Here is a 21,732-nt window from a genome sequence, read left to right on the forward strand (position 1 = left end):
TCTGCCACCTCCTTACTCCACAATTTTGCCGTCCTCAATGCGAATAATCCTATCTGCAAGTCGGGCAATATCATTGTTGTGGGTAATCATTACAACGGTCTGGCGGAATTCCGCGCTGGTGCGCTTGATAAGCCCCAGCACCTCGGCGCTGGTCTTGCTGTCAAGGTTGCCTGTCGGCTCGTCGGCCAGCACGATAGCTGGTTTGGTAATCAGGGCACGGGCAATCGCCACACGCTGCTGTTGTCCACCGGAAAGATTGTTCGGCATATTTTTTAGTCTGTTTTCCAGACCCAGCAGGTGAACGATCTCGTCTAAAAACTTCCGATCCACCGTGTCCCCGTCCAGTTCCACCGGCAGGACGATGTTCTCATACACATTCAAAATGGGAACAAGGTTATAGTTCTGGAAGATAAAGCCGATGTTGCGGCGGCGGAAGATGGTAAGCTGTTCATCGTTCTTTTTTGCCAGTTCTTCACCCCGGACGATCACGGTTCCGCTGGTAGGGGTGTCCAGCCCGCCCATCATGTGAAGCAGGGTGGACTTTCCGCTGCCGGAGGTCCCGACAACAGCCACAAATTCGCCGTCCTCCAGGTCGAAATTCACGCCGTCAAGGGCGCGGGTAATGTTCGACTTTGTGCCATAATACTTTTTCAAGTCGATAGTCTGTAAAACACTCATATTCAAAAACTCCTTTCAAGGCTTCCTGCCTGTTGATAAGGGTATTGTAAAACCCAAATGTCCTTGAAATGTTACAGCGGCCGAAAAAATTCATCGAAAATCAGGGTGAAATGTTACAATACTCGGACATTTCAAAAAAATTTACGGCGGGCAGCCGGGAATGGCCGTCCTCCGCGTTCTATTTTGCAGGAAGCATGATGGAAAATTCCGAACCTTTCCCCAGCTCCGAAACCACTTTGATATAGCCGCCCTGCCGCGTTACGATCTCGCGGGCCAAATACAGACCAATGCCCACGCCTGGCTCATCGTGTACTTCTTCCTCACGATAGAAGCGCCGGAAAATGGCGGCCTGATTGCTTTCTGAAATACCCTTGCCGGTGTCGGCTACTTTGATCTGTGCATACATTTCCCACGGCACCACCGACACCGTGATTTTCCCGCCCGCCGGGGTGTACTTCACCGCATTGTCCAGCAGATTAAAGAGGGCTTCGGATGTCCACTTGCTGTCATGGGACACGGTCAAATCCTCTGGGCAGTCTACGGACACGGCGATTTCCTTTTTCTCCGCCGCATACACGATCCCACTCATGGCCTGCGCCACGGTATCAAAGAGGCGGCCCGGTTTCTTATCCAACTGGATCACGCCCGTTTCCAACCGGGAGGTTTTCACAAGGGCCTGAAAGAGAAAGTCCAGCTTATCCGTCTGTGTGCGGATTCCCCGGATAAAGTCGGTGCGCTCCGCCTCGGTCATGGGCTTTTCCAGCAGGGTGTCCGTTGCCATTTTCAGATTGCTTACCGGCGTTTTCACCTGATGGGAAATATCTGATACAAGGGCCTGTAACTCCTGCCGCTCCTCGTCCACCCTGCGGCGGTTCTCCTGCATGATCTGATAGAGCCTCGCCAGTCGGTGTCCGATTCTGGCAAGCTGGGTTTCGCTGTCCTCTGGGCGCTGGGGCGCTTCATTCCCGGCGATCATATGGTCCAAAGTCTGGCACAGGTCAGCGGTAAACAGGGACAGCCGCTTTCCAAACGCCTGCGTCAGTACAAAAATCCCCACAAGGGCGCACAGCAGCAGCACCCCGCCAGTCAGCAGCACCGCCATCTGTTTTGTCACAAGAAACAGGGCTATGGTAATCCCGGACATGGAGAGGACAAGCCCCATTGCCACACGGCCAAACAACCGCTTTATCGAGAGGTGATTGAACTTCATTTTGCCTCGCCTCCCGTCCATTGATAGCCCATGCCGTAAACGGTCTTGATGTAGGGTGCGCCGCCATCGGATTCAATCTTGCTGCGAATCCGGCTGATGGAGGTTGTCAGGGTGTGTTCGTCCACGAACCTCTCGTCTATATCCCACAGTTTTTCCAAAAGCTGCCCACGGGTCAGCACTTGCCGGGGATTTTTACGGAACAGGTTCAGCATTTTGTACTCCATCGGGGATAAAGTCAGGGGCTTGCCGTTCAGGGAAGCGGTCTGCTCCGAGAAGTCCAGAAACAGCCGCCCGTCGTCGTAAATGTCCTTGGCCGGTTTGTGGTGTTCCAGCATGGTGAACATGGCTTTGATTTTCCGCTGCAAGGCACTGATCACAAAGGGCTTTGTGATGTAGTCCACCGCGCCCACCTCATAGCCCCGTATCTGGTCGCTCTCCTGATCGTTGGCGGTCAGGAAAATCACAATGGTGTCCGGGTGCTGGGGCTTTATCAGCTTGCACAGTTCAAAGCCGTTGCCGTCCGGCAGGTTGATGTCCAGCAGTACCAAATCAAATTCCCGCTGGCGCAGAGCGTCGACGGCGGTTCTGACGTTTAGGGCAGAGGTCACGACGTAACCGTCTGCAGTCAGGTTATAGGCTAACATCTTATTCAAAAAACTGTCGTCCTCGACAATTAAAATCTGCTTCATATCCTCACTTCCTACACATACTATGTTGGTGTACCAACCTCATAAGATTTCCATTAAGGTCAAAAAAGCGAACTACCTTTTGTCCCCAGCTATATTACTTGCAATTATCTTTTTCCTTCTTGACATACTAATCCTCATCTCTCAAATCTAAATGTCATTGACTACATCTATCCCGACCGCAGATTTGATACAATCACATTATGAACTCCTTTTGAACCCCCGTGTTCAGAATCGTTAAAGGGATATAAAAGAGCGCCTTCATCAGTTTTCCCAATGGAAGCGCTCTTTTGCCTTATAGACGCTATTCAGAAGGCGGAAATGTCGGGGCTGTGGTAGCGCGACAAAGTGGCGGTTAGCTCTGTAAAAATTGAAGAACGACTCGGTTGAATTCTTCGGGCTTTTTGTTTGCAATAAAATGATTTCCACTGATGAAAACCAGTTCTGAATTTGGAATACTTGCTGCAATCAGCCTTGTATGTTCTGCCTTCATCATATCTTTTGTTCCTGCGATTACCAGGGTTTTGGCTGATATGCTGGTAAGCTCTTCCGGCATTACATTCGGGTCATTGACCATCAGGCCAAGCATCTCAGCATTTTGTTTCGCGGAATCATTTTTGTCAGCGAATTTCCGTGCGATTTTATACCCGATTTCGATGGGAATTTGAGTTGTTCGCTTCACGCCGCTTGTGTTTAGGTTTGCTCCATTCAGAATCAATCGATCCAAACGATCAGGATACCGCATTGCAAAGATCATGGCTATGTTTGCACCATCTGAAAAGCCGAGTATGTGAGCCTTCTCAATCTGATGTTTGTCCATAAAACCAAGCAAGTCATCAGCAAATTGGCGTATCGTAAATGGCATTGTGCCCCTTGGGGTTTTTCCATGTCCGCGTGTATCAATCGCAAATACCTTATAATGTTTAGCCAATGCGTCTATCTGCCCCCGAAAATAGGTGCTGTTCTCGCCATTGCCGTGAAGCAAAAATATGGGTTTTCCCTGCCCCTTCTCAATGTAAAAATGTTCAATATCCATACTATCAATACTCCAGATTCCGATTTTTCGTTCTTTCGCCAACTTGACCGTCCACCGCGTCAATTCGTGATTTCTTTCTTCTCCAGCGTCAGGCCTTTCGCGGTGATGTAGGGATTGCGATACCGTTTCCGGCCTTTGGGCAGTCCCATCAGCCGCACCACCGGGATCTTTTTGGCGGACAGGTTCAGCATTCCGTAAGCGTCCTTACAAAACTATTTTATAAATATCAGCCAAATTTAAAAGGTTTTATTCTTGTCTTTCCCTAATCTTATAAATAAAATTACAGACAATAAAATCAAAAATGTCATAGACAACAAGCCTGTCGGATTAGGTCCCAGTAACCCACTTTTCAATGATAAAGAACAAAATACCGGAATTTCTCCTATTATGTTAAATACACCGTGCATTATTGCCGCATACATACAGTTTTCTGTTTTTAATGTGATATATGAGAATATAATTCCCATAACAACACACAGTAACATCATCATTATCATATTAGTCCACGGAGCACCCGGATTATCATTGCTATAATTAAATCCGAGATATATTAATGGTAGATGTGCTAAACCCCATTCTATTCCGTTAATGAGTACAGCTTTCTTTTCACCATATTTTTCAACCTGAAACCACAGCAAATATCCACGCCAACCCACTTCTTCACCAAGCTCTAAGAGTTGGATGGGAACAAATACAACAGATATGATAATGCACACAATAGCAAAAAATATGGGATTAGTTATTTCTATATGGGCATCATTGCCGATTAACTTACCAAGTTCAAACACTCCGCTGTATTCACCACTAAACACAACAAAATATAATACAGCTCCCAAAACTATTGTGATTGCAGGCGCAAATGCGGAAAAAATCCATGCTTTAGGCTTTTTCCAAACCTTTAATGATAATTTGATTTTGCCTTGCTCTCCCACTATTTTTTGGACAATTATTGCAGCCAAAACAGGTAAAGCGGTGAAACCTGTTTGCAAAATAGTATAAAACTGTCCTGTCTGAAATATCTTTTCTAATATAGCTAATCCGAAAGAAAATACATAAATAATCGTCAAATACAAAAGAACAGCAGGATTATAATTCTTATGTAACCTATTCAAAAAGTACATTGTATTTTGTTTCACCGCCTTCAAGCAAGAATTTACCGCGCCACCAAGGGCAGCGCCCCGGTACAGCGGGATCAAAACTCTCTTTACCTTTCGTCTCATCATAGCCCTCTCCTTTCGGATAGTAGGCTCTGCGTCTGGCTTTTACCGGTTTATCATAGGGCATTCATCTTTATTTTCAATGTCTCTGTACTTTTTTGAAAAACAGAAAATAAACCAGCATTCCGTCTATGACGAGATCATATATTCTAAGCCGGTCGAACAGAAGAATGGATGACAGAACAGATACTGCCACAATTCCAATACGGATCACGCCTGGAAATATGCCCTTTTCTTTCGAATTCCAAGCCAGCACTGCCAATACAGGAGAACAAAGAGCAAACAGTGTCCAGCCGATAATGAAATTAGTGCCATATACTCCCTGCGTCATCACAGCAACGGCATAATAGGTTATTAACATCCCCACACAGAAGGGAAAAACATTCAATGCTGCTTTTTTCGCTGTTTTACTGTAAATTGAAATTAGTGTACCAAACAATATCCATATTGCCATCTGCGAGAAGACTTCCCCAAGGTTCTGGGCGTAGATATCCAATAACCGTGAAACAATACCCAATCCAAGCCCGACAGCGAACATCACGATTGAGCTCATCAATTTGCGATTCATTTCGATGCCTCCTTATCAAAGAGTTCAAGGCTGCTTTTTCGTTTGCACCATCTTCGATTCCTTCCTTAACGATTTATCGTTTCTCTGTTTTCATCAGAACGATGCTATAGATGCCTAATAGCGTATATATGATAACAAGCCCGATCAGGCTTATTGATTTATATCCGCTGAATGTGGTAAAACAGTACGGCAGAGCGCATATATCAATAAAGGCATGCAGGATAATCGGCACCCACAGATTATTCGTCCTTTTATATATCGCCCCAAAATACAAGCCCATCCCGATCGTCGAAATGACTTTAAATATTATTACAAGCGGCTCCATGCCAATCATACCGGGAATATGTCCCAATCCGAAAATGACGGATGATACCCATATGGCAATGACCGCATGATTCTCCCTTTTGTGAGCAATTTTGTCAACAATGTTAAGGAACAAGCCTCTGACATATAGCTCCTCAATCATCGCTACACCGAAATAATATAAAACGCCTTCAATCAGGACTTTCCATACACTCGGCTGATAATCAAAAGGTGCAAGCCCAATGATAAATGTAACGCAAGATAAAATACCCGCTGCAACGCCCGCAAAAGCGTACTTTTTTAATCCCTCTGCCAGCCTTGAAGCGTGAAGTCCGAGCGGCCAATCTTTTCCAAATGATCTCAGGACAAGCCATGCGAAAAATCCTATGATCAGAAAATTTAACAGCAGACTAATGATATATGGCGTCACATCGGATAAGCTACAATGTACAAACAATACCACAGGCAGACCGGATATGTCCATAAAAGCTAAAACCAATGTTAAGATTACCATGACAGTCATTTGCTTTTTATTCATGTTCTAATTCTCCAACTTCCGATTTTCCGCTTCGTTCAACTACCGGATAAATATTGAATTTATAAATCAATCCAAACTGTTTTTAGGTCTTTATAAACTCTACATTTTAGCGCCGCAAACTTTAAAACACAATAGTCAGGATCGGTTTTGCCTTCCTTATAGAACATTGTATCACCTGTGCACCAAATTTCGTCCTTAATGCTTTGTTCCGTCAACACCTGCATTGTACCAACAAGCATAACGCCCATATAGCTGAACCGTCCACGCTTATAAAAATAAATACACGCTTTTTCATTTGCGTTATACTGTGCAACTCTCATAGAAGAAGTGTTTGTTGTAAAATAGAAGTCATTCCCATCAATTTTTCGTGGTGAAAGCATAGCCTTTGTGTTAGGAAAACCTTTATCGTCAACAGATGAAATCATAGCTGTTTTTTGCTCTTTGATAAATTCAAAAACTTGTTCCTTTGTCATAGAATTACCTCCATATAAATTCCGCTTTGTCGCCGCACAGCAGAATTTAACAATTTATATTTAATAAGTATTTTTCGCCTTATTTTTCTCTTTCATATCAAATACTGCCCAGATAATGATTGCAGCCACAAAAACAATTCCAAAGTAAATTAGCATTCCGTTTGTCTTTGGGTATGTGTCAAATAAAGCGTTCCAATCGTATATCGCGCCAATAGAATCGATAAATGCGTGATATACGGCACAAGCGAGAGTGCTTTTTGTTGCCTTATAAATCGCCGCTCCCACAAATGCCCAAACGAAAATTGTAATAGCAAATCCTATCAAGCTATCGCCATAGTGATTAGAGGTCGGCATAACCCATATCGGCAAATGCCATATGTACCAAATGACAGCGGTGATTGAGGTTGCTATAGGAAACGGGAATTTCTTTTCAAGTTCGGGTTGTAAAAATCCACGCCAGCCGGGTTCTTCTGCCATGCCCACAAAGGGTATCATAACAAGAAAGCCAAGCGGCATCATATACCACGGTGAGCCGTTGGGCGTGCCGCAGCACAATGCAAATATCAAAGTAATTCCGCAGAATAAGCCCGTAACTAAAACTGCTGTTAACGGTTTCGGCGTATGTATGATCTGTTTGAAATACTCTTTTACTGTAATCTTTTCTGCTCTTCGCAAGGTAATAAACAAGGCAATCGCAGGAGATGGCGTTGAAACAAGCATACCGAGGATTGCATATATCATATATCCAACGGTCAGCTCACCGTTTTTCATATACGAAATTGAATATGGTTCTAAAAGAAGCAATATTCCTTCTACTAAAAGGCTGAGGAACAATACCCAACCCAAAAATTCTACAATAGGTGCATTTCTATTTTTTTCTTTCCACATAATTCTTTCCTCCAAAATAACCACTGCCCATACCGGTGGTTTTCTTTGCTCATCTTATCAACGCTATACAACCGCCCCTTTTTTTATACCGTGAAATCCGAGTTTGGAGATTCCTTTGTATCTGATTATGTAATATATCAAGGTGACAGCCACAAGGCTCCAGACCATGGCTCCTCCTATCATGGCGGATGGAACGCCCTCTATCCCTGTGATAGCAACAATTGCCCCTTGTGCGCAAAAGAACAACAACAGCACAAACATTGCCGCAACTGTTTTATGCATGATTCTGTCTTTCTGTTCCATTTATAACACCTTGTCCCTTCCCTGTATGGGCTCGATAAACTGGAATTTAATCTTCAATTTTCATAATAATATCGTATGCAGCAGAACATTCTTCTTTTGATAGTTTTGTTTCATGAACAAGATATTCTATGACTTCATTTCTGTCAGTAAAATTTTTTAATAGATTTTTTACTTCTTTAAATTTCTCAATAGCATTATAGCATTTTTAACTTCATGATTCATAATTTCATCTCCCTTTCAAATTCCGATTTTCCTCTTTGTTCAACTTCCACTTGCATCCTCCATCCCCATAGCGAGCGCATTTTCAACAGCCTTCCGGAGCACCTTGCTGGAGTTTGTGGCCCCCGTTACGGCGTCCACATCTGTTTTCTGTTCCTGGACCATATGATCCAGGATAGATTCGGCGGGTGCTCCCCTGTCATTCTTGTGCTCCAGCAGCTTGATTTCTCGGATCGCGTGATCCTCCACGGTGACCTGCACCTTTGCGCTGATCATCCCCGCATCATATTTCCCGATGTAGGTTCCATCGGACACCGCGGTCAAATCAATCGCCGCAAAAGTAATAGAAGCGATGTTGTCTTTGTAGTCGGAAACCTGCTTCAAATAGAGAATACCAAATATTACCGCTCCAATCAAAGCCGCTGAAAGAATCACAGCAAGTATTTTCTTCTTCAACGGAAATTCCCCCTCCTCACTGGGTCTGGTTGCAGATGGCCGCATACTGTTCCTCCGGGATCATGGGGACAGAGAGCTTTTGCATGGTTTCCTTTGAGATTTCCCTGGTCTCGGCATACTCCCGGCCTGCCTGCCGCACCAGCTCCAAAAAGGGCTTTGTCACAGGCTCAGCTTCCGGCGCATTGAACATGGGGGCTTCCGGCACAGTCAGCATGGTGGTATTGTTTGGAAACATCATCTGAAATTGCAGACACATGGCCCGGAAGTTGTTCTCCCCATCCGGGAAGCCGCAGCCGGAGATCATCACATACCGCAAATGGGAGAAGTCCGCCTGGGCTGTATGCTCATAGCGCCCGTCCACTCGCTCCATCGCCAGGGTGGACAGGGGCATGGTGCGGTCCAACAGGTTTTTCAGGGGCGCGGGCATCCCGTAGCAGTAGAGGGGAAAGCTGAAGATCAGCAGGTCGGAAGAAAGAATTTCCTCTAAAATCTTCCGCATATCGTCGCCATGGATGCACTTGCCGCCGCCCCGCTTGCAGGAAAAGCAGCCCATGCAGGGCTCGATGTGCCGGTCGATGACGTGGAGGATATGTACCTCCTGCTCCGCAAAGTCCTTCATGCCTGTAAGAAATGCATTTGTCAGGTGTAATGTGTCGCTTTTTTCCCGCTTTGGGGAGCCGTTCAGAACCAGAATCTTCAAGATTAAGATCTCCTTCTGTCACTTGTGTTTTAGTCCTCCAAGAATCCCATGATCCTTTTGTTTATGTATTCAGGCTTACTTACCGGAATTAGATGTGACGAATCCTTTACGATTTCCAGTTCCAAATGCTGAATGCATTTTCTTGCACGCCTTTCTGCCTTCCTAATATCAAAAGCGAATTCGTTTTCACCAAATAGAACCAGCACAGGCATATCAATGGAATAGAGTTGCCTCTCATGAAGCCACTTTGGGAAGCTTGCATTTGCGTTCATATTCATGACAGACAATGTGAATTGTGTAATGATACTATCCGGAAGCTTGCCTTCCTTTTCACTTCCCCAACCGATATAGCTTTCCACATTCTCTCTGGTTGGATGAAATCCCATTTTCATTATTTTAAAGAAATAAGAGGGATACATCTTTGCAAAGGTCTGAACAGGACTAATGAGTACAAGTTTCTTGACTCTTTTGGGATACCTTGCTGCATAGTTTGCAGCATTCCAACCGCCGATGGAAAGTCCACACAAATGAACATGATCCAATCCCAATCCTTCTATGGTTTGACCGAGCCATTTTGCGTTATCATCAGGATTTTTCATTTTCTTTGTCATGAGACTTTTGGAAGTTTCGCCAATCAAATCAATCGCGTAAAGGCTGTATGATTTGCTCAGTTCCTCAAAATTCTTATACCAAATCGGCGAACCGCAACTGGCTGCATGAAGCAGTACCAGCGGCGGATTGTTTCTGTTCCCAGCCTTGATGACATGACTTTTTCCAAATTCGGTATGCACATATTCTTCCTGTGCCTCTATGGAAAATAGCCCCATGGTCTTCTCATACGCCTCAAAATATTCTGCCTGACTTTCAGGACTTCGAAAATTGATTCCGCATTCCACTGCCTTCATTCCCCCCTTCTCATGTATCATTACGCTCGTCCCGTCTGAAAAGCGATCCTAACGCCATTCCCCACAAGGGACCGAGGGCAAGTCCGATGGCGTGGTTTTCCCATAAGCCGCAGCTATTCAGCGTCACACCCAGCAGCAAGCCCAAGCTCGCTCCCATGGCGATATTCGTGCCGCTTACCTTGCTGCGGTGCTCTTTCGTGCTGCAACTTGCCGCCAAAACTGCCAGTGCAATCCCCGCCAGCACCAGCGGAAGAGCGGCAGAAAGGAACTCTTTCACTTCCATATCTGCTTCTCCTTTACGTTTTTTCTATTTGCCAAGTTCCGATGTTTCAAACTGTCCCTTCATAAGGCAGACACCCAGTACAGCATTGAATACCACCGCCGAGAAGGTGCTGAACCGTTCAAACAGGCCGAATACCGCTTTGGGCAACAAGGCCGTACCGATTGGGCCAATCAACATCGCCAGCAGGCAAATGACTGCCCATAGACGGAGAGATTTCATCTGTTCTTTTCCGGCTCCGACCACTACCAACACCAAAGCAGCCAATGACAGTACCACGACCAAAACCGTCACGATCAGGTGCATTACATTCTGGGGGTGCGACGATGATGCGCCTCTCACCCACGGGAACATCGTATACCCCACGCTGCACACCCACTCCATAGCGGCAAAGCAGGAAATGCCCGCCTTCAAAGCCTTCGACCGGCACCCGGCCGCTCCCACGCAGACCGCCATAACACAAACCAATCCGCATGGCCCATAAAGCGCATTTAGCTGACCGGCGAGAGCCTGAGACGGCGCGCCCTCCGCGCTCAAATCGCTTACGGCCATGCTCAGCCAGTCATAACCCGGATACGCAAGGGGAGAAAAAACCACCATCGCCGTGTAGGACAACAAGCTGACGATGCCCAATATTCCAAGGGTTCGCAGTCTTTTGTAAGTCTTTTGAATGGAGTTTGGTGTTGTCATAGGAATCCTTCTTTTCTGTTTCAATCTTTTTTCAGTTTGCGGTAGAATTTCACCGCCCCGTCGCACTCCGCCCGGTCGGGATGGCCTTTGTTGATGCCGCCGATGAGCTTGAAGGGTCCGTAGGTGTCAAATCCCTTGCAGCCATAGCTGCCAAGCACCGTGCAGCCCCGCGCCTCGACGATTCCGGCAAGCTGCTCGGAAAAATCCTGGCTGTTTTTCCCGCAGGTATAGAGGAAAAAGACCAGCTTGCCCGCTGGGATGCTCTCCGCCGCCTTGATGATGGCGGGATAGAACTTGTTGAACGCGATACCGGAGGCAAAGCCGATGAGGTCGTAGTCCTCCCAGGGGATCTCGCCTCGACCGTTCTCCCACAGGGTGACGTCCTTCTCATCGGCGGTGATGGCGTCGCACAGTTTCTTGGTATTGCCGTGATGGGTAGATTCGCAGATGATAAGCGTTTTCATGGCGATACCTCTTTGTTACTTAGCAGCCTTCTCTTTGAGCAAAAAGCGGTGCATCAGGAGAGCGACAACGACAGCGATCAGGCAGCCAAATCCTCTGGACAGCCAAACATTTAACGCTACTTTCTCCAGTAAGTTCACATCAATAAATGTTCCGACCCCCACCGACACAACAATCATAATCATCCACTTTAGTGTACGCATGATAATACCTCCTGAAAAACACAGCATACATTTCCTGTTTGCGTTTCTATTTTATAATATTTCGTGCTGTCCCGATAGGTGGATTTTGCAGGGGAATGTGTCAATTTTATAGCAAAAAGCTCCGCCGCGACGGGCAAAGCCTGTCAAGGCGGAACTTCCGATTCGTGGGTGGTTCAGTGTGCAGCCGCTTCCCGGAGCTTTTCGACCACGCATCCCTTACTTTCATAGTAGCAAAGCATTTCGCTGATTTTCTTTTTGTCGTAGCTGGTGACGCAGTCGGACAGAACATGGACCGTGTAACCCGCTTTTGTCATGTTGAAGCAAGTGGACTTCACACAGGCAGTGGCATCTGCTCCGGCGACAAAAAACTTGGTGATGTGGTTCCTCTCAATAAACGCGGCAAAATCCTCGCTGGTCAGCGCGTTGGCTCTGGTCTTCACAAAAACGTTTTCCGATACGATCTTCATTTCCGGAACCAATTCCGCGCCATGGGTGCCGGGCCTGAATGTCCTTGCGTTGGTAGCAAGGTAATGATTCACAATATAGACAACATGGATCCCGCTGTCTACCGCCCAATCAATGGCGTTGTTTATGTTTTCGACAATTTCCCTGTAATTCTTTGTGATGTCATTTTGAATATCAATAATGACTAATGCCTTGTTTTCCATCGCTTTTTTCCTCATCTTTCACTTGATTTGATTTTCCCTGTGTCCTCTATCAGCGGTCTGGCGTCCAGGCGGGTCTTGCACCCCAGCCGTCTGGCGATCACGGTCAGCAGGCATTTTTGGGCGGGGCGGAAATGCCGGGACTGGCGGATCTGCTTTTCGGACAGATACTCCGGGCTGGAGAGGTTGGCAAAGTCAGCGCCCTGGAATCTGCCCGCCTGGGCAAAGCGCCGCCCCGCCTCCGCGAAGGGCTTCAGCATGGCTTTCGCCCGCTTTTCCCCCAGCAGACTCAGGCCAAACATCTCGCCGTGGATGAAGGTGCCGCCGTACTCCCGCCCCAGCTTTCCCGGCAGGGTTTTCAGAAACTTCTCACAGCAACGGCTCTGGGACGCCTCTGGAAAGCCGCCCTGCAAAAGAAAGGACAGCCTGCCGCACGCTTGCGGCGGAGCGTCCGCCGCCGCACCCTCCAGAAACTCTAACAGGATGCCGGGTACGTTCTCCACATAGAGAGGCAGGGCGAAGAGGACGTTTTCCTCGGTTTGGAGTGCGGCTCTCGCACTGTCCCACTGTCTTCTATCGGAGAGAAACCAGACCTTTGTGGTGTTCCCGCCCGCCTCAAAGCCCTGGCGGAACGCGCCGATGATCTTCGCTGTGTTGCTTTTGCTTTGGTGCCGGACCGCCCCGCTGATAATGGTCAGACGCATAGAGACACCTCCCCGGCTTCTTCTATGGGGAACGCCCCCAGGCTGTTCCCACCTAAATTCAGCGCGAACCGCTTCATCCAGTAGGTCAGATACTCCCGCTCCCCCGCGCCGGCGTATAAAAGTCCGAAGCGGAACCGTTTGTCATACCGGGGGATATGGCGCATCTGCCCGTCCACCACATGGGTATACATGGTAGCCAGGGGCAGTGTGCGGTCCACAATGTGTTTTGCCCTGTGATCGAGAAAGCCCAGGGCGGTCCCGGCTATCAAAACGGCGGTGTCATACCGCAGAAGCGCCCGCAGAAGCGCCTCATAATCGTCCCGTATTGCGCAGACGCCGGGGGTTTTCAGCCAACAGAAATTGCAGCCTACGCAGGGCTGTATTTTCATGTCCTCCGTGTGCATAACCTCGCCGGTCTCCGCCTTGGCGGTCAGCGCGCCTATGGCCGCCTGTACGGCGGGGTCGTTCTTAGGCAGAGTGTTGACCACCAGCAGACTTCCGTTTTTCATGTGCCACACACTCCTTATCCTCAGCGTCCTTGCTCTCTCCATGTTCTTTTTTTCCCAAATTTAACGCCTCACGGACGCCGTTACGGACCGCCCACTTGACGACAAAATAGAATAGAGTCAGACCGGCTGCAAAAACGATGAGCGCCCCAGCGGTAAGTCCGAGGCCTGACAGAAGGTCAGACACTATCCAATCAAGATGCATGGCGATTTTCCTCCAGCTCCGCGCCGTAGTTGAAAATGAGGGACACTAAGATCAACACGATGCCGACAAGAAAGGTGGGCAGATCATCTCCGTAATCTACCGCTGCATAGATCGCACTGTTTGCCGTATCCACCGCTTGAAAACAGCCATAGATGACAGCCGAGACGATGGTCGCCACAATTGGCATGACGATGGTGGATATCCCCAGCTGGCGTATCTTCACCGCGCCGGTTCGGGTAAAGGGGGTGCCGTCCGCCTGTTCCGCTTTCAGATAGCGGTAGGCAAAGGCCAAAAGCGTTCCGTCCGTCAGAGCAAAGACGATGCTCGGCAGGAGCTTTGCCGCCAGTTCGTTCAGTCCGCCGGTCTCGGTCAGAGTGTACAGCAGCTCCCGATCCATGCCGAATATGGTTATGCCGCCTTTCCATACCATGGCGCACACCACCACCAGAGCCATCAGTCCTGCCCAGACAAAGGAGAGGATCATAGCGACTTTGGTGAGGATCTGAAAGACCCGGCAGGTTTTCTGGATTGTTTGTAATGATTTCATGGTTTTGTCTCCTTCTTAGCTTGTAGTTCTATTCTACATAATATCCCGCCGCCCCGATAGGCAGATTTTGCAGGGGAATGTGTTCATTTTATAGTTGATCCAGCCCCTCGACCACCCGGCAGACCAGCTCTGGGTCAGTCAGGTGGATATAGTGACTGCTGTGTCCGGCCCGGACAAGCTCCCCCCGCTGGGCGCAGGAAAGATAAACACCCATGATCTCCTGCCATAATGCCTCGGTCTTCATCGCTTCCTCCGGGGACGCCCCGCCGAACTGCTCTATCTCCCGACAGGAGAGGGCGGAGTCGTGGGTCACCATGGTCACGGGACAGGCGAGCTTATTCTCCCGATCCAACAGTTCTGTCAGCTCGTTCTTGTCGTGGGCGGCGGCGTACTCGGCCAGCGCCGTTTCATAGGTCTGAGGCTTTCCAAGGGACTCCAGAATCTCCTGGCGCTCCTCCTTTGAGAAGCCGCTGTCGTAATAAAAGGGCGGTGCGGAGGCCATCATCCGCCTCACCAGCCAGCCCAAATGCCAGCGGGTTAGCTTTAGGTTCATCCGCAGCCCCGCAGTCTTATCCACGCCGCTTTTTCTGAACTCCGCATCGGTCAACTCCGTGCGGAAGCGGTCGTCCTCCGGGGAAAGTGGATCCAGAAGAATCAAAGCCCGAACAAGTTCCGGGTAAACCTGGGCGAAGTTCCATACGTACAGGCCACCCTGCGAGTGGCCAAGCAGGGTCACCTTCTCCTCGTGAGGAATGTGCCCCAAAAGCTGATGAAGCTCCAATGCGATATTCCCCGGTGTGCGTTCCAGAGCAGAAATGCCGCTGCCGCCGTATCCGGCCCTCTGATATAGCAAAACAGTATGTCGCTTCGAAAGCCGCTGGGCGAGCCGCCGCCACTCCGCCATGACAGCCCCAAGACCCATCTCGATCACAAGACCGACCTTTCCCTCACCGTAAATCTCGCAGGCAAGCGCCGCGGAGGGAAACTGAATAATTCGTGATTCCATCATGACATTTCTCCTCTTCAAATCTATCTTCGGGTTTCTCCGCCGGATCGATGCCCGGTTTCCTGTGCCAATTCCAGCAGGCAGGCTACAAATTCTTTCGGCTTTTCTATATGAATGCCGTGTCCGCAGTCAAAGCGCATGGTCTGACAATCTGGAATCAGCTCTGTCACCCGCTTCAGATCCTCCTCGCTGAGTGCCGCCATCAGGATCCCGTCCTGCCCGATTTCGGTTTTTGCTTTCATGAAAACCGTTTTGCAGGAAATGGTTTTCAGGAGATCTTCATGGGAGATTCCGGCATGGAAGCTGTCTGTGTAGAACGCCTCCCCAAACCGGGGATCATACCTGCTCATGCCCTGAAAGCCGCTGAGGGCAGATTTTGGCCAGAAGGGGACTTTCAGATTGCCCTCCGGGTGCTTTTCCCGGTTCTTTGCCGCCAGAGCGACCAACTTTCCGCGGACCTTTTCTCTGGACTTTTCCGAGAAGAAGTTCCAGGCATACTGATTGCGGAAATAATTCAACACAAAGTCTCCGGGATCGGTCTGGGAAAGATAGCTGTGGCAGATCGTGGAAAGATCCACATAGTTGAAGGTTTTCAAGCGTCTTTCACCCTGAGAGGCGAAAAAGGGCGGATCCTCCAGAATCAGATATTCGCACAGGTCTGCATGGGATGCCACATACGCCGCAATCAGACCGCCGGAGGAGTGACCCAGAAGATAAACCTTCTCCCCCACTATATCCTGTATAAAACGGATGACGGCGTTTCCTATATCCGCTACATTGTATTTTTCGGCGTCGTGCAGACTTCCTCCGTGCCCGTAGCAGTCCACGGAAAAAACATGATACCGCTTCGACAGGCGCTTCCATACATTCGAGAAGCTCTTTGCGTCCACCCCCTGGGCGTGGAGCAGCACAAGAGGCTGCCGATCGTTTATCAGCTCATAATACTTCAGCCTGATATCCTGGCTTCGATACAGATGTCCTTCAACCATTTTGGTTTCCCTCCTATAGCGCATTCCAATAAAGCACGAAAATCAACACACATCCCCATGCGTTCCCGGTGACTTTCCTAACGATCAGCATTCCGTAGATCAAAAAGACGGTACACAGCATCTCAGCCACCGCGTTTGGCGTCACGCCCACGACTCCGTGTATCAGAATACACATAACCGCGCAGATGAAAGCACCCCAATCCCATAGCTTCTTGCCAGACGGATAGCGTTCGCTGATTTTATCGCAGATGACCACATAGTTGAAGCCCTCGAAAAAGCCCCAGAAAAGCGCGGTGAGCAGCATGGCGAGAATGTTCTCTGGAAAACCGCTTGCAAGAGCCTCCGCCGTCGTTTGCACATCGGAAAAGGGAAGCCATGTATGCACATTTCCCGCAAAAAAGTTATACAGGAAATCCGGTACGCAGCACAGCGCACTCAGTGCTACGGCGGCGAACAGGTTCTTGCAGGTCAGCCCGTAACCCGAAAATTTCTCTTTTCTGGCAATGGATACAATGGTGATTCCCAGTCCGGCAATGCCAAACTGAAAAACGCCGCCCACAAGCAAAACCCGCCATACAATGGAAATGGAAGTGTCAGATACAACTGCGTCGATGCCTTTGCCAAAAATGGTGTAGATTGCAAGAACCGCAAAGGACACTCCGGCGATGATCCATAGATCCGTATCCAGCTGTTTCTTTCGCTTCTCTATTAGCATGGTATTTTCCTCCTGAACATTTCCTATTCTGCCTTATATTCTACAAAAGCTCCCATTTTCCCGATAGTTTCTTTTTGCAGGAGAATGTGTCAATTTTTTAGGGGCATGACGCCTCAACGCATCATGCCCATCGTTATCTTTCCCCATTGCCTTTGAGAAAGAGTTATTTTGCCAACAGCTTCAAAAATCTCTTATCGTTCATCTGCTCATTCGTGACATATTCTCCGTCAAAAAACAGCGCGTAGGTGGTGATAGGCGTGGGTGCATTCTGTGCTTCTTTCTTGCTTTGCAAATGGATTGCCTTAAAATTCACGCCCTGCTCCCTCGCCGTTTCCTCCACAATGGGGACATATTTCGCATTGAACGGGCATTGATTGGTATAGTACAAAACATATCCCATTTCTTTAATATGCGGGTGTTTTGCGCATGCCTTGAATTTTGGCAAAGAGGCGGATTCCTCAAAGGGCAAAACCCACAGCTGGATCCCGTTGTCCGCTTCGTCGCAAACGGTAAAGCCCTTGTATTTCAAAAATTTAGGATCGGCAAGAAAGGGCTTTTTCTTTTGGGAGGACAAGATACACAGTCCCTTTTTGCCCTTGCTTTTACTGTCTTCAATACAGGCGTTCAAAAGGTCAGTAGAATAACCATGCCCCTTAAAAGAACCGGCCACCCACAGGCAGTCGATGTACATATATCCCTGCGCATCAATGGGGTTCCACGCATTTTCGGCGGGGATATACTCGATAAAGCATTTTCCACGATCTGTGCTTTTCAGGAAGACCAATCCATCCCCGAACCGTTCTGACAGCCACGCTTTTTTTGACGAGACCTGAACGTCGTTGTTGCTTGATATAGCACAGCAGATATGCTCTTTGTCGATATTCTCGCTGGTCACTCTGATGTATTCCATAGGGATACCTCCTCTTTCTTGCTTGTATTTCCATTCTACAAAATATCCCGCTGACCCGATAGGCAGATTTTTTAGGGGAATGTGTCAATTTTATAGCAAAAAGCTCCGCCGCGACGTACAAAACCTGTCGAGGCGAAGTTTTCGGCTAGTGGGCGGTTCAATGTGCGGCTGATTCGGAACCTCTGAACAATTCTGCTTCGGCTGAGCAGCGGGTCTTTCGCTCCATCCGTCCTGGCATGCTGACCTACCAGATAAACGGGAGAATCCTGAACCGCACCTTCTTCTCGTACTCCCGATACCCCGCAAGCCCTTCCTCCAGAACCTTTTCCTCGTTTCGGATACGCTTGACCAGAAGCAGCGGGAATGGCAGCATCACGAGAAAGGCGGGCAGGGAACCGAGCACGAGAGGCATTGCCCAAAACAGCAGGATGACCGCAAAGTACATGGGATGCCTTACGATTCCATAGAGTCCCGTAGAGATGACCTGCTGATTCTCCTGAATTTCAACCGTTCGGGAGAGATAGGCGTTCTCACGCATGACCTCCGCGTAGAGCGCGTAGGCGATCAGAAATAATGTGCAGGAAACTACCGTCACCCAGCCGGGAAAGCGCGTCCAGCCAAAGCGAAAGTCAAGCCCCGCCAGAACGAAGCAGACGATGAACTCCAAAGCGGACAGCGCGATCACCGTTTTCTGCTCGCCCTCTGATTCCCTGTCATTCAGGCGCTTCTGAAGTAAACCAGGCGCCTTTATCAGCAAGAGCACCCCCACGAGAAGCATGGGAACGAATAATAGCCCGATCAGCCGCCACGCACCGGCGTATCGGACGGTTCCCGCCGGCAAAAAAAGCAAAACGCCAATGAGCAGCAGACCGCATAAAAATTTCGCGACTGCCTGTATAATCAATTTTCGCATTTGAATATCCTCCTACAGTGCCTTTTTTGGGTAGGCTTTCACGCACTCCATGCACAAAATGCACTCGGCGCCGTTGGCCCGCTTCCGGGAGTTGTCGGTCACGTCCACCTCCATGGTAATATGCGTATAATACTCAGTGTCGCCATTCCATACAACGGTATCTGCCGAGCAACCGCCCAGAAAGAGCGCAGCGCAAAGCAATAATTCGCATACAAGCCTTTTCATCATGCCTTGTTCTCCCTTGCTTCCTCCATAAAATCCCGCCGATACTGCGACGGCGTGACGCCTTCGTTTTTCTTGAACACCTTGGTGAACACCCGGTAATCCCCATAGCCGCATTTTTCGGAGACTTCCCCAATCGGGCGGTCCGTGGTCAGCAGCAGCTCCTTCGCCTTTTCCATACGGATATTGGTGAGGTAGGCAAGGAAGTTTACCCCGATCTCGCTCTTGAAGAGCTGGCTGATATACTGGGGGTTCAGGTGAAATTCCTCTCCCAGCACGGAAAGGTTGATATCGTCCGCCAGACGTTCCCGAAGGTAGCGTGTCAGCGCATGAATGGTGCGCTCCTCCTCCTGGCTCTCCGGCTGCGCAAGCTGCCTTTGATAAAGGGTGATCTTCAGATTATCAATACACGCGCCGAATTCCTCATAGTTTACAGGTTTCAGAATATAGTCGGTAATTTTCAGCCGCAGCGCTTCCCGGCAGTAGGCAAAATCATCGTAGCCGGAAACAATCACAAACGCCATGTCCGGGTGTTTGAGTCGGGCGGTCTGAATCACCTTCAAGCCGTTCATAATAGGGATATTGATATCCATGATGACAATATCCGGAATGAGGCTGTCGATTTTCCCCAGGGCCTCCATGCCGTCGGCCGCCTCGCCTACCACCTGGCAGTCGTGGGCCTCCCAATCGAACAGCCGCTTGAAACCCTCCCGGATCATGATCTCGTCGTCCACTAAAAGAACCCTCAGCTTTTTCATTTTAACACCTCCAGTGGGAGCAGAAGATGGGCTGTCACACCGCCCGTTTCATTTTCCGTGTAGGAAAGTCCATACGCCTGCCCACAAAGAAGCTTGATCCGCTTCTGTACATTGAGAAGCCCTATACTGTTGCCGGTGAGCTTGGGAGGCCGCTTGGCGTAACCCTCCAAAAGCGCGTCGATTTCCGCCTTCTTGTCCGTAGAGAATCCGCTCCCCGTGTCCCGGACGCAGATTTCCATCGCGCCATCCGCTGTTTTTTGCGCAGAAATTGTTACGCTTCCCCGGTAGCCCTTGTTTTTCAGACCGTGGAGCAGGCTGTTCTCCACGATGGGCTGCAAAATGAAATTGGGTACCTGCGCCCCGCCGAGATCCGGGTCGATATCGTACTGGCACTTTAGCTCCGGGTAACGATAGCACATCAGCTCCATATACGCCTCCAAAAGCTCTATTTCATCGTCCAGTGTCACCATGGGCCGATCTACCTTCACGCTGAGCCGGAAGAAGTCCACCAGCCGCATGAGCAGGTCAGCAACCTTCTTGTCGTCGTTTAGCTGCGCCTGGATACGGATGGTATCCAAGGTATTGTAGAGAAAATGGGGATTGACCTGACTTTTCAGGTACAGCATGGACATTTTCTGCTCGGTAAGCTCCGCCCGGAGTGCCTCCGGGTTTTCCAGCGTCAGGTAGAAGGACAGTGTCATAAGGGTCAGTCCCATGCCGCTGATTAGCCAGTCGGGATGAAACCCCTGCAAAACGCAGACGGTGAGCTCAATGATGAGGGCGATGCCGATGGCGGTCTTCCGCTTGGTGCCGATTCTTTTCCGGTTCTGAATCAGTAATACTGCGCACATGACCAGATAGACAGCCACGGCGGCATAGCACACAACCGCATAAGGGCCAGAGGAGTAGTTGCTGATCGGCGAGACAGTATAGGTCATAGGCAGGAATAAGCTGCCCGCCACCCCAACGGCAAGAAAGATCCGCGCGGGAATGTCCAGCTTTCGGGGCTTGCCCGTCTCCTCCTGCACCAAAATGGCGATGTACTGGTAGAACAAAAAGATCACCACCACCATACTCCCGGTAAAGAGCCGGTGGATGATCTCGTTCAAAAGCGTCGGTACCGTGTCCAGATGGTTGACGGTGTATACCGTCGTCCCGTCCAATATCAGATGAACCAGCATAACAAGGAGCAGCACAGAAAAGGTTTTGTGCAGTGCCGAGCGCTCCTTCTCGGCCGAAAAGTACAGATAGGCTACGAAAGCCAACACCCCAAACAGCGCAATTTCCATTCGCAGCATAGCCGTATCACTCCTTTTTGTTTCATTCTATCAGTTTTGCAGCTTCTCGGATAGGCGGAAAATGCAGAAGAATGTGTCGATTCTATAGGTGATGTTATCCGCTTACCGAGAAGAACTTTCTTTCCGTTGTCTTGCCGAGTCCTAAAAGTTGTAACAGCAGTCATTCTTTTCTCCTTCCCATATCGTTTATGTAAAAGCAAAATCAAAATTGTTTCTTATCGCCCGATTCCGGTATAAACTCGCAGATATCTCCGATATTTACCTGCAGACAGAAACAAATCTTTTTGAGTATCGACAGAGAGACTTCTTCGTCACGGTTAAGTCTTGTCAGCGTGTTGGGGGATATATCGGCAGCCCTACGAAGGTCAGCTCTGCTCATTTTCCGATCTATTAAAAGCTTCCACAGTTTGTTATAGCTAATTGTGATTGCCATACCTTTTTCGTCCCCCTTGTCATTGTACAGCCTATTTTAGCATGAA

At 48.9% G+C, this 21,732-nt stretch carries 31 protein-coding genes; all 31 read right to left on the reverse strand.

All coding sequences use genetic code 11. The annotated features are described in order from the left end of the window. Nucleotides 1-12: 12 nt before the first annotated feature. Nucleotides 13-678, reverse strand: coding sequence for an ABC transporter ATP-binding protein (locus tag GMA13_RS04950; RefSeq protein ID WP_255883052.1), 666 nt, complete (start codon nucleotides 676-678; stop codon nucleotides 13-15). A gap of 178 nt (nucleotides 679-856) precedes the next feature. Next, entirely contained in the window at nucleotides 857-1,888 is a 1,032-nt protein-coding gene (locus GMA13_RS04955; RefSeq protein ID WP_255883053.1) for a sensor histidine kinase KdpD, read from the reverse strand. Beyond that, complete coding sequence (locus GMA13_RS04960; protein ID WP_255883054.1) at nucleotides 1,885-2,577, reverse strand: response regulator transcription factor; 693 nt, start codon at nucleotides 2,575-2,577, stop codon at nucleotides 1,885-1,887. The genes GMA13_RS04955 and GMA13_RS04960 overlap by 4 nt, the downstream gene beginning before the upstream one ends. 352 nt (nucleotides 2,578-2,929) lie before the next feature. Continuing rightward, nucleotides 2,930-3,652, reverse strand: a complete 723-nt coding sequence (locus tag GMA13_RS04965; RefSeq protein WP_370687054.1) for an alpha/beta fold hydrolase — start codon at nucleotides 3,650-3,652, stop codon at nucleotides 2,930-2,932. Nucleotides 3,653-3,669: 17 nt separating this feature from the next. Further along, on the reverse strand, nucleotides 3,670-3,801 hold the full coding sequence (locus tag GMA13_RS04970) for a hypothetical protein (RefSeq protein WP_255883056.1): 132 nt from the start codon (nucleotides 3,799-3,801) through the stop codon (nucleotides 3,670-3,672). Nucleotides 3,802-3,846: 45 nt separating this feature from the next. Beyond that, nucleotides 3,847-4,833 (reverse strand): CPBP family intramembrane glutamic endopeptidase, encoded by a 987-nt coding sequence (locus tag GMA13_RS04975; RefSeq protein WP_255883057.1) that lies wholly within the window; start codon nucleotides 4,831-4,833, stop codon nucleotides 3,847-3,849. A 73-nt stretch (nucleotides 4,834-4,906) separates the two neighbouring features. After that, nucleotides 4,907-5,395 (reverse strand): hypothetical protein, encoded by a 489-nt coding sequence (locus tag GMA13_RS04980; RefSeq protein ID WP_255883058.1) that lies wholly within the window; start codon nucleotides 5,393-5,395, stop codon nucleotides 4,907-4,909. Between the two features lie 73 nt (nucleotides 5,396-5,468). Then, the gene (locus tag GMA13_RS04985) at nucleotides 5,469-6,236 is read right to left on the reverse strand and encodes a CPBP family intramembrane glutamic endopeptidase (RefSeq protein WP_255883059.1); all 768 of its coding nucleotides are present in this window, start codon (nucleotides 6,234-6,236) and stop codon (nucleotides 5,469-5,471) included. A gap of 59 nt (nucleotides 6,237-6,295) precedes the next feature. After that, nucleotides 6,296-6,709 (reverse strand): pyridoxamine 5'-phosphate oxidase family protein, encoded by a 414-nt coding sequence (locus tag GMA13_RS04990; RefSeq protein WP_255883060.1) that lies wholly within the window; start codon nucleotides 6,707-6,709, stop codon nucleotides 6,296-6,298. 60 nt (nucleotides 6,710-6,769) lie between these two features. Beyond that, complete coding sequence (locus tag GMA13_RS04995) at nucleotides 6,770-7,597, reverse strand: CPBP family intramembrane glutamic endopeptidase (protein WP_255883061.1); 828 nt, start codon at nucleotides 7,595-7,597, stop codon at nucleotides 6,770-6,772. 63 nt (nucleotides 7,598-7,660) lie between these two features. After that, nucleotides 7,661-7,900 carry a hypothetical protein gene (locus tag GMA13_RS05000; protein WP_255883062.1) on the reverse strand — a complete coding sequence of 80 codons (240 nt, stop codon included), beginning with the start codon at nucleotides 7,898-7,900 and terminating at the stop codon, nucleotides 7,661-7,663. 261 nt (nucleotides 7,901-8,161) lie between these two features. Then, nucleotides 8,162-8,575, reverse strand: a complete 414-nt coding sequence (locus GMA13_RS05005; RefSeq protein WP_255883063.1) for an FMN-binding protein — start codon at nucleotides 8,573-8,575, stop codon at nucleotides 8,162-8,164. A gap of 16 nt (nucleotides 8,576-8,591) precedes the next feature. Continuing rightward, on the reverse strand, nucleotides 8,592-9,275 hold the full coding sequence (locus GMA13_RS05010; protein ID WP_255883064.1) for a flavodoxin family protein: 684 nt from the start codon (nucleotides 9,273-9,275) through the stop codon (nucleotides 8,592-8,594). 29 nt (nucleotides 9,276-9,304) lie between these two features. Next, nucleotides 9,305-10,201 (reverse strand): alpha/beta fold hydrolase, encoded by an 897-nt coding sequence (locus tag GMA13_RS05015; protein ID WP_255883065.1) that lies wholly within the window; start codon nucleotides 10,199-10,201, stop codon nucleotides 9,305-9,307. After that, a complete protein-coding gene (locus GMA13_RS05020) occupies nucleotides 10,191-10,463 on the reverse strand; it encodes a hypothetical protein (RefSeq protein ID WP_255883066.1) in 273 nt (90 codons plus the stop codon). The genes GMA13_RS05015 and GMA13_RS05020 overlap by 11 nt, the downstream gene beginning before the upstream one ends. Nucleotides 10,464-10,487: 24 nt before the next feature. Then, the gene (locus tag GMA13_RS05025) at nucleotides 10,488-11,150 is read right to left on the reverse strand and encodes a DUF998 domain-containing protein (RefSeq protein ID WP_255883067.1); all 663 of its coding nucleotides are present in this window, start codon (nucleotides 11,148-11,150) and stop codon (nucleotides 10,488-10,490) included. 20 nt (nucleotides 11,151-11,170) lie between these two features. Next, nucleotides 11,171-11,614 carry a flavodoxin gene (locus GMA13_RS05030; protein WP_255883068.1) on the reverse strand — a complete coding sequence of 148 codons (444 nt, stop codon included), beginning with the start codon at nucleotides 11,612-11,614 and terminating at the stop codon, nucleotides 11,171-11,173. A 15-nt stretch (nucleotides 11,615-11,629) separates the two neighbouring features. Then, a complete protein-coding gene (locus GMA13_RS05035; RefSeq protein WP_255883069.1) occupies nucleotides 11,630-11,815 on the reverse strand; it encodes a hypothetical protein in 186 nt (61 codons plus the stop codon). A gap of 173 nt (nucleotides 11,816-11,988) precedes the next feature. Continuing rightward, a complete protein-coding gene (locus GMA13_RS05040; protein ID WP_255883070.1) occupies nucleotides 11,989-12,483 on the reverse strand; it encodes a cysteine hydrolase family protein in 495 nt (164 codons plus the stop codon). Nucleotides 12,484-12,494: 11 nt separating this feature from the next. Beyond that, on the reverse strand, nucleotides 12,495-13,184 hold the full coding sequence (locus tag GMA13_RS05045) for a hypothetical protein (protein ID WP_255883071.1): 690 nt from the start codon (nucleotides 13,182-13,184) through the stop codon (nucleotides 12,495-12,497). After that, entirely contained in the window at nucleotides 13,175-13,693 is a 519-nt protein-coding gene (locus tag GMA13_RS05050; RefSeq protein ID WP_255910549.1) for a flavodoxin family protein, read from the reverse strand. The genes GMA13_RS05045 and GMA13_RS05050 overlap by 10 nt, the downstream gene beginning before the upstream one ends. Next, on the reverse strand, nucleotides 13,653-13,895 hold the full coding sequence (locus GMA13_RS10615) for a DUF6019 family protein (RefSeq protein ID WP_370687055.1): 243 nt from the start codon (nucleotides 13,893-13,895) through the stop codon (nucleotides 13,653-13,655). The genes GMA13_RS05050 and GMA13_RS10615 overlap by 41 nt, the downstream gene beginning before the upstream one ends. After that, on the reverse strand, nucleotides 13,885-14,442 hold the full coding sequence (locus tag GMA13_RS05055) for a hypothetical protein (RefSeq protein ID WP_255883074.1): 558 nt from the start codon (nucleotides 14,440-14,442) through the stop codon (nucleotides 13,885-13,887). The genes GMA13_RS10615 and GMA13_RS05055 overlap by 11 nt, the downstream gene beginning before the upstream one ends. A gap of 88 nt (nucleotides 14,443-14,530) precedes the next feature. Continuing rightward, nucleotides 14,531-15,451 carry an alpha/beta fold hydrolase gene (locus GMA13_RS05060; protein WP_255910552.1) on the reverse strand — a complete coding sequence of 307 codons (921 nt, stop codon included), beginning with the start codon at nucleotides 15,449-15,451 and terminating at the stop codon, nucleotides 14,531-14,533. 20 nt (nucleotides 15,452-15,471) lie between these two features. Then, nucleotides 15,472-16,437 carry an alpha/beta fold hydrolase gene (locus GMA13_RS05065; RefSeq protein ID WP_255883076.1) on the reverse strand — a complete coding sequence of 322 codons (966 nt, stop codon included), beginning with the start codon at nucleotides 16,435-16,437 and terminating at the stop codon, nucleotides 15,472-15,474. Between the two features lie 13 nt (nucleotides 16,438-16,450). Continuing rightward, entirely contained in the window at nucleotides 16,451-17,152 is a 702-nt protein-coding gene (locus GMA13_RS05070) for a hypothetical protein (RefSeq protein ID WP_255883077.1), read from the reverse strand. A 163-nt stretch (nucleotides 17,153-17,315) separates the two neighbouring features. Next, entirely contained in the window at nucleotides 17,316-18,062 is a 747-nt protein-coding gene (locus tag GMA13_RS05075; RefSeq protein ID WP_255883078.1) for an N-acetyltransferase, read from the reverse strand. A gap of 244 nt (nucleotides 18,063-18,306) precedes the next feature. Beyond that, nucleotides 18,307-18,975: an isoprenylcysteine carboxylmethyltransferase family protein gene (locus GMA13_RS05080; RefSeq protein WP_255883079.1), complete on the reverse strand. Its 669-nt coding sequence runs from the start codon at nucleotides 18,973-18,975 to the stop codon at nucleotides 18,307-18,309. 224 nt (nucleotides 18,976-19,199) lie between these two features. Next, entirely contained in the window at nucleotides 19,200-19,955 is a 756-nt protein-coding gene (locus tag GMA13_RS05090) for a helix-turn-helix domain-containing protein (protein ID WP_255883080.1), read from the reverse strand. Further along, nucleotides 19,952-21,253 carry a sensor histidine kinase gene (locus GMA13_RS05095; protein ID WP_255883081.1) on the reverse strand — a complete coding sequence of 434 codons (1,302 nt, stop codon included), beginning with the start codon at nucleotides 21,251-21,253 and terminating at the stop codon, nucleotides 19,952-19,954. The genes GMA13_RS05090 and GMA13_RS05095 overlap by 4 nt, the downstream gene beginning before the upstream one ends. A gap of 202 nt (nucleotides 21,254-21,455) precedes the next feature. Next, nucleotides 21,456-21,686 (reverse strand): helix-turn-helix transcriptional regulator, encoded by a 231-nt coding sequence (locus GMA13_RS05100; protein ID WP_255883082.1) that lies wholly within the window; start codon nucleotides 21,684-21,686, stop codon nucleotides 21,456-21,458. Nucleotides 21,687-21,732 lie beyond the last annotated feature (46 nt).

Origin of the sequence: Ruminococcus sp. zg-924 (assembly GCF_024433635.1) — a bacterium.
GTDB lineage: Bacteria > Bacillota > Clostridia > Oscillospirales > Acutalibacteraceae > UBA7067.

Excerpts from the sequence above, each read along its gene's own strand:
- GMA13_RS04950 (WP_255883052.1), bottom strand. The coding sequence starts at position 678 with ATGAGTGTTTTACAGACTATCGACTTGAAAAAGTATTATGGCACAAAG.
- GMA13_RS04955 (WP_255883053.1), bottom strand. The coding sequence starts at position 1,888 with ATGAAGTTCAATCACCTCTCGATAAAGCGGTTGTTTGGCCGTGTGGCA.
- GMA13_RS04960 (WP_255883054.1), bottom strand. The coding sequence starts at position 2,577 with ATGAAGCAGATTTTAATTGTCGAGGACGACAGTTTTTTGAATAAGATG.
- GMA13_RS04970 (WP_255883056.1), bottom strand. The coding sequence starts at position 3,801 with ATGCTGAACCTGTCCGCCAAAAAGATCCCGGTGGTGCGGCTGATGGGA.
- GMA13_RS04975 (WP_255883057.1), bottom strand. The coding sequence starts at position 4,833 with ATGATGAGACGAAAGGTAAAGAGAGTTTTGATCCCGCTGTACCGGGGC.
- GMA13_RS04980 (WP_255883058.1), bottom strand. The coding sequence starts at position 5,395 with ATGAATCGCAAATTGATGAGCTCAATCGTGATGTTCGCTGTCGGGCTT.
- GMA13_RS04985 (WP_255883059.1), bottom strand. The coding sequence starts at position 6,236 with ATGAATAAAAAGCAAATGACTGTCATGGTAATCTTAACATTGGTTTTA.
- GMA13_RS04990 (WP_255883060.1), bottom strand. The coding sequence starts at position 6,709 with ATGACAAAGGAACAAGTTTTTGAATTTATCAAAGAGCAAAAAACAGCT.
- GMA13_RS04995 (WP_255883061.1), bottom strand. The coding sequence starts at position 7,597 with ATGTGGAAAGAAAAAAATAGAAATGCACCTATTGTAGAATTTTTGGGT.
- GMA13_RS05000 (WP_255883062.1), bottom strand. The coding sequence starts at position 7,900 with ATGGAACAGAAAGACAGAATCATGCATAAAACAGTTGCGGCAATGTTT.
- GMA13_RS05015 (WP_255883065.1), bottom strand. The coding sequence starts at position 10,201 with ATGATACATGAGAAGGGGGGAATGAAGGCAGTGGAATGCGGAATCAAT.
- GMA13_RS05020 (WP_255883066.1), bottom strand. The coding sequence starts at position 10,463 with ATGGAAGTGAAAGAGTTCCTTTCTGCCGCTCTTCCGCTGGTGCTGGCG.
- GMA13_RS05025 (WP_255883067.1), bottom strand. The coding sequence starts at position 11,150 with ATGACAACACCAAACTCCATTCAAAAGACTTACAAAAGACTGCGAACC.
- GMA13_RS05030 (WP_255883068.1), bottom strand. The coding sequence starts at position 11,614 with ATGAAAACGCTTATCATCTGCGAATCTACCCATCACGGCAATACCAAG.
- GMA13_RS05035 (WP_255883069.1), bottom strand. The coding sequence starts at position 11,815 with ATGCGTACACTAAAGTGGATGATTATGATTGTTGTGTCGGTGGGGGTC.
- GMA13_RS05040 (WP_255883070.1), bottom strand. The coding sequence starts at position 12,483 with ATGGAAAACAAGGCATTAGTCATTATTGATATTCAAAATGACATCACA.
- GMA13_RS05045 (WP_255883071.1), bottom strand. The coding sequence starts at position 13,184 with ATGCGTCTGACCATTATCAGCGGGGCGGTCCGGCACCAAAGCAAAAGC.
- GMA13_RS05050 (WP_255910549.1), bottom strand. The coding sequence starts at position 13,693 with ATGAAAAACGGAAGTCTGCTGGTGGTCAACACTCTGCCTAAGAACGAC.
- GMA13_RS10615 (WP_370687055.1), bottom strand. The coding sequence starts at position 13,895 with ATGCATCTTGATTGGATAGTGTCTGACCTTCTGTCAGGCCTCGGACTT.
- GMA13_RS05055 (WP_255883074.1), bottom strand. The coding sequence starts at position 14,442 with ATGAAATCATTACAAACAATCCAGAAAACCTGCCGGGTCTTTCAGATC.
- GMA13_RS05060 (WP_255910552.1), bottom strand. The coding sequence starts at position 15,451 with ATGATGGAATCACGAATTATTCAGTTTCCCTCCGCGGCGCTTGCCTGC.
- GMA13_RS05065 (WP_255883076.1), bottom strand. The coding sequence starts at position 16,437 with ATGGTTGAAGGACATCTGTATCGAAGCCAGGATATCAGGCTGAAGTAT.
- GMA13_RS05070 (WP_255883077.1), bottom strand. The coding sequence starts at position 17,152 with ATGCTAATAGAGAAGCGAAAGAAACAGCTGGATACGGATCTATGGATC.
- GMA13_RS05075 (WP_255883078.1), bottom strand. The coding sequence starts at position 18,062 with ATGGAATACATCAGAGTGACCAGCGAGAATATCGACAAAGAGCATATC.
- GMA13_RS05080 (WP_255883079.1), bottom strand. The coding sequence starts at position 18,975 with ATGCGAAAATTGATTATACAGGCAGTCGCGAAATTTTTATGCGGTCTG.
- GMA13_RS05090 (WP_255883080.1), bottom strand. The coding sequence starts at position 19,955 with ATGAAAAAGCTGAGGGTTCTTTTAGTGGACGACGAGATCATGATCCGG.
- GMA13_RS05095 (WP_255883081.1), bottom strand. The coding sequence starts at position 21,253 with ATGCTGCGAATGGAAATTGCGCTGTTTGGGGTGTTGGCTTTCGTAGCC.
- GMA13_RS05100 (WP_255883082.1), bottom strand. The coding sequence starts at position 21,686 with ATGGCAATCACAATTAGCTATAACAAACTGTGGAAGCTTTTAATAGAT.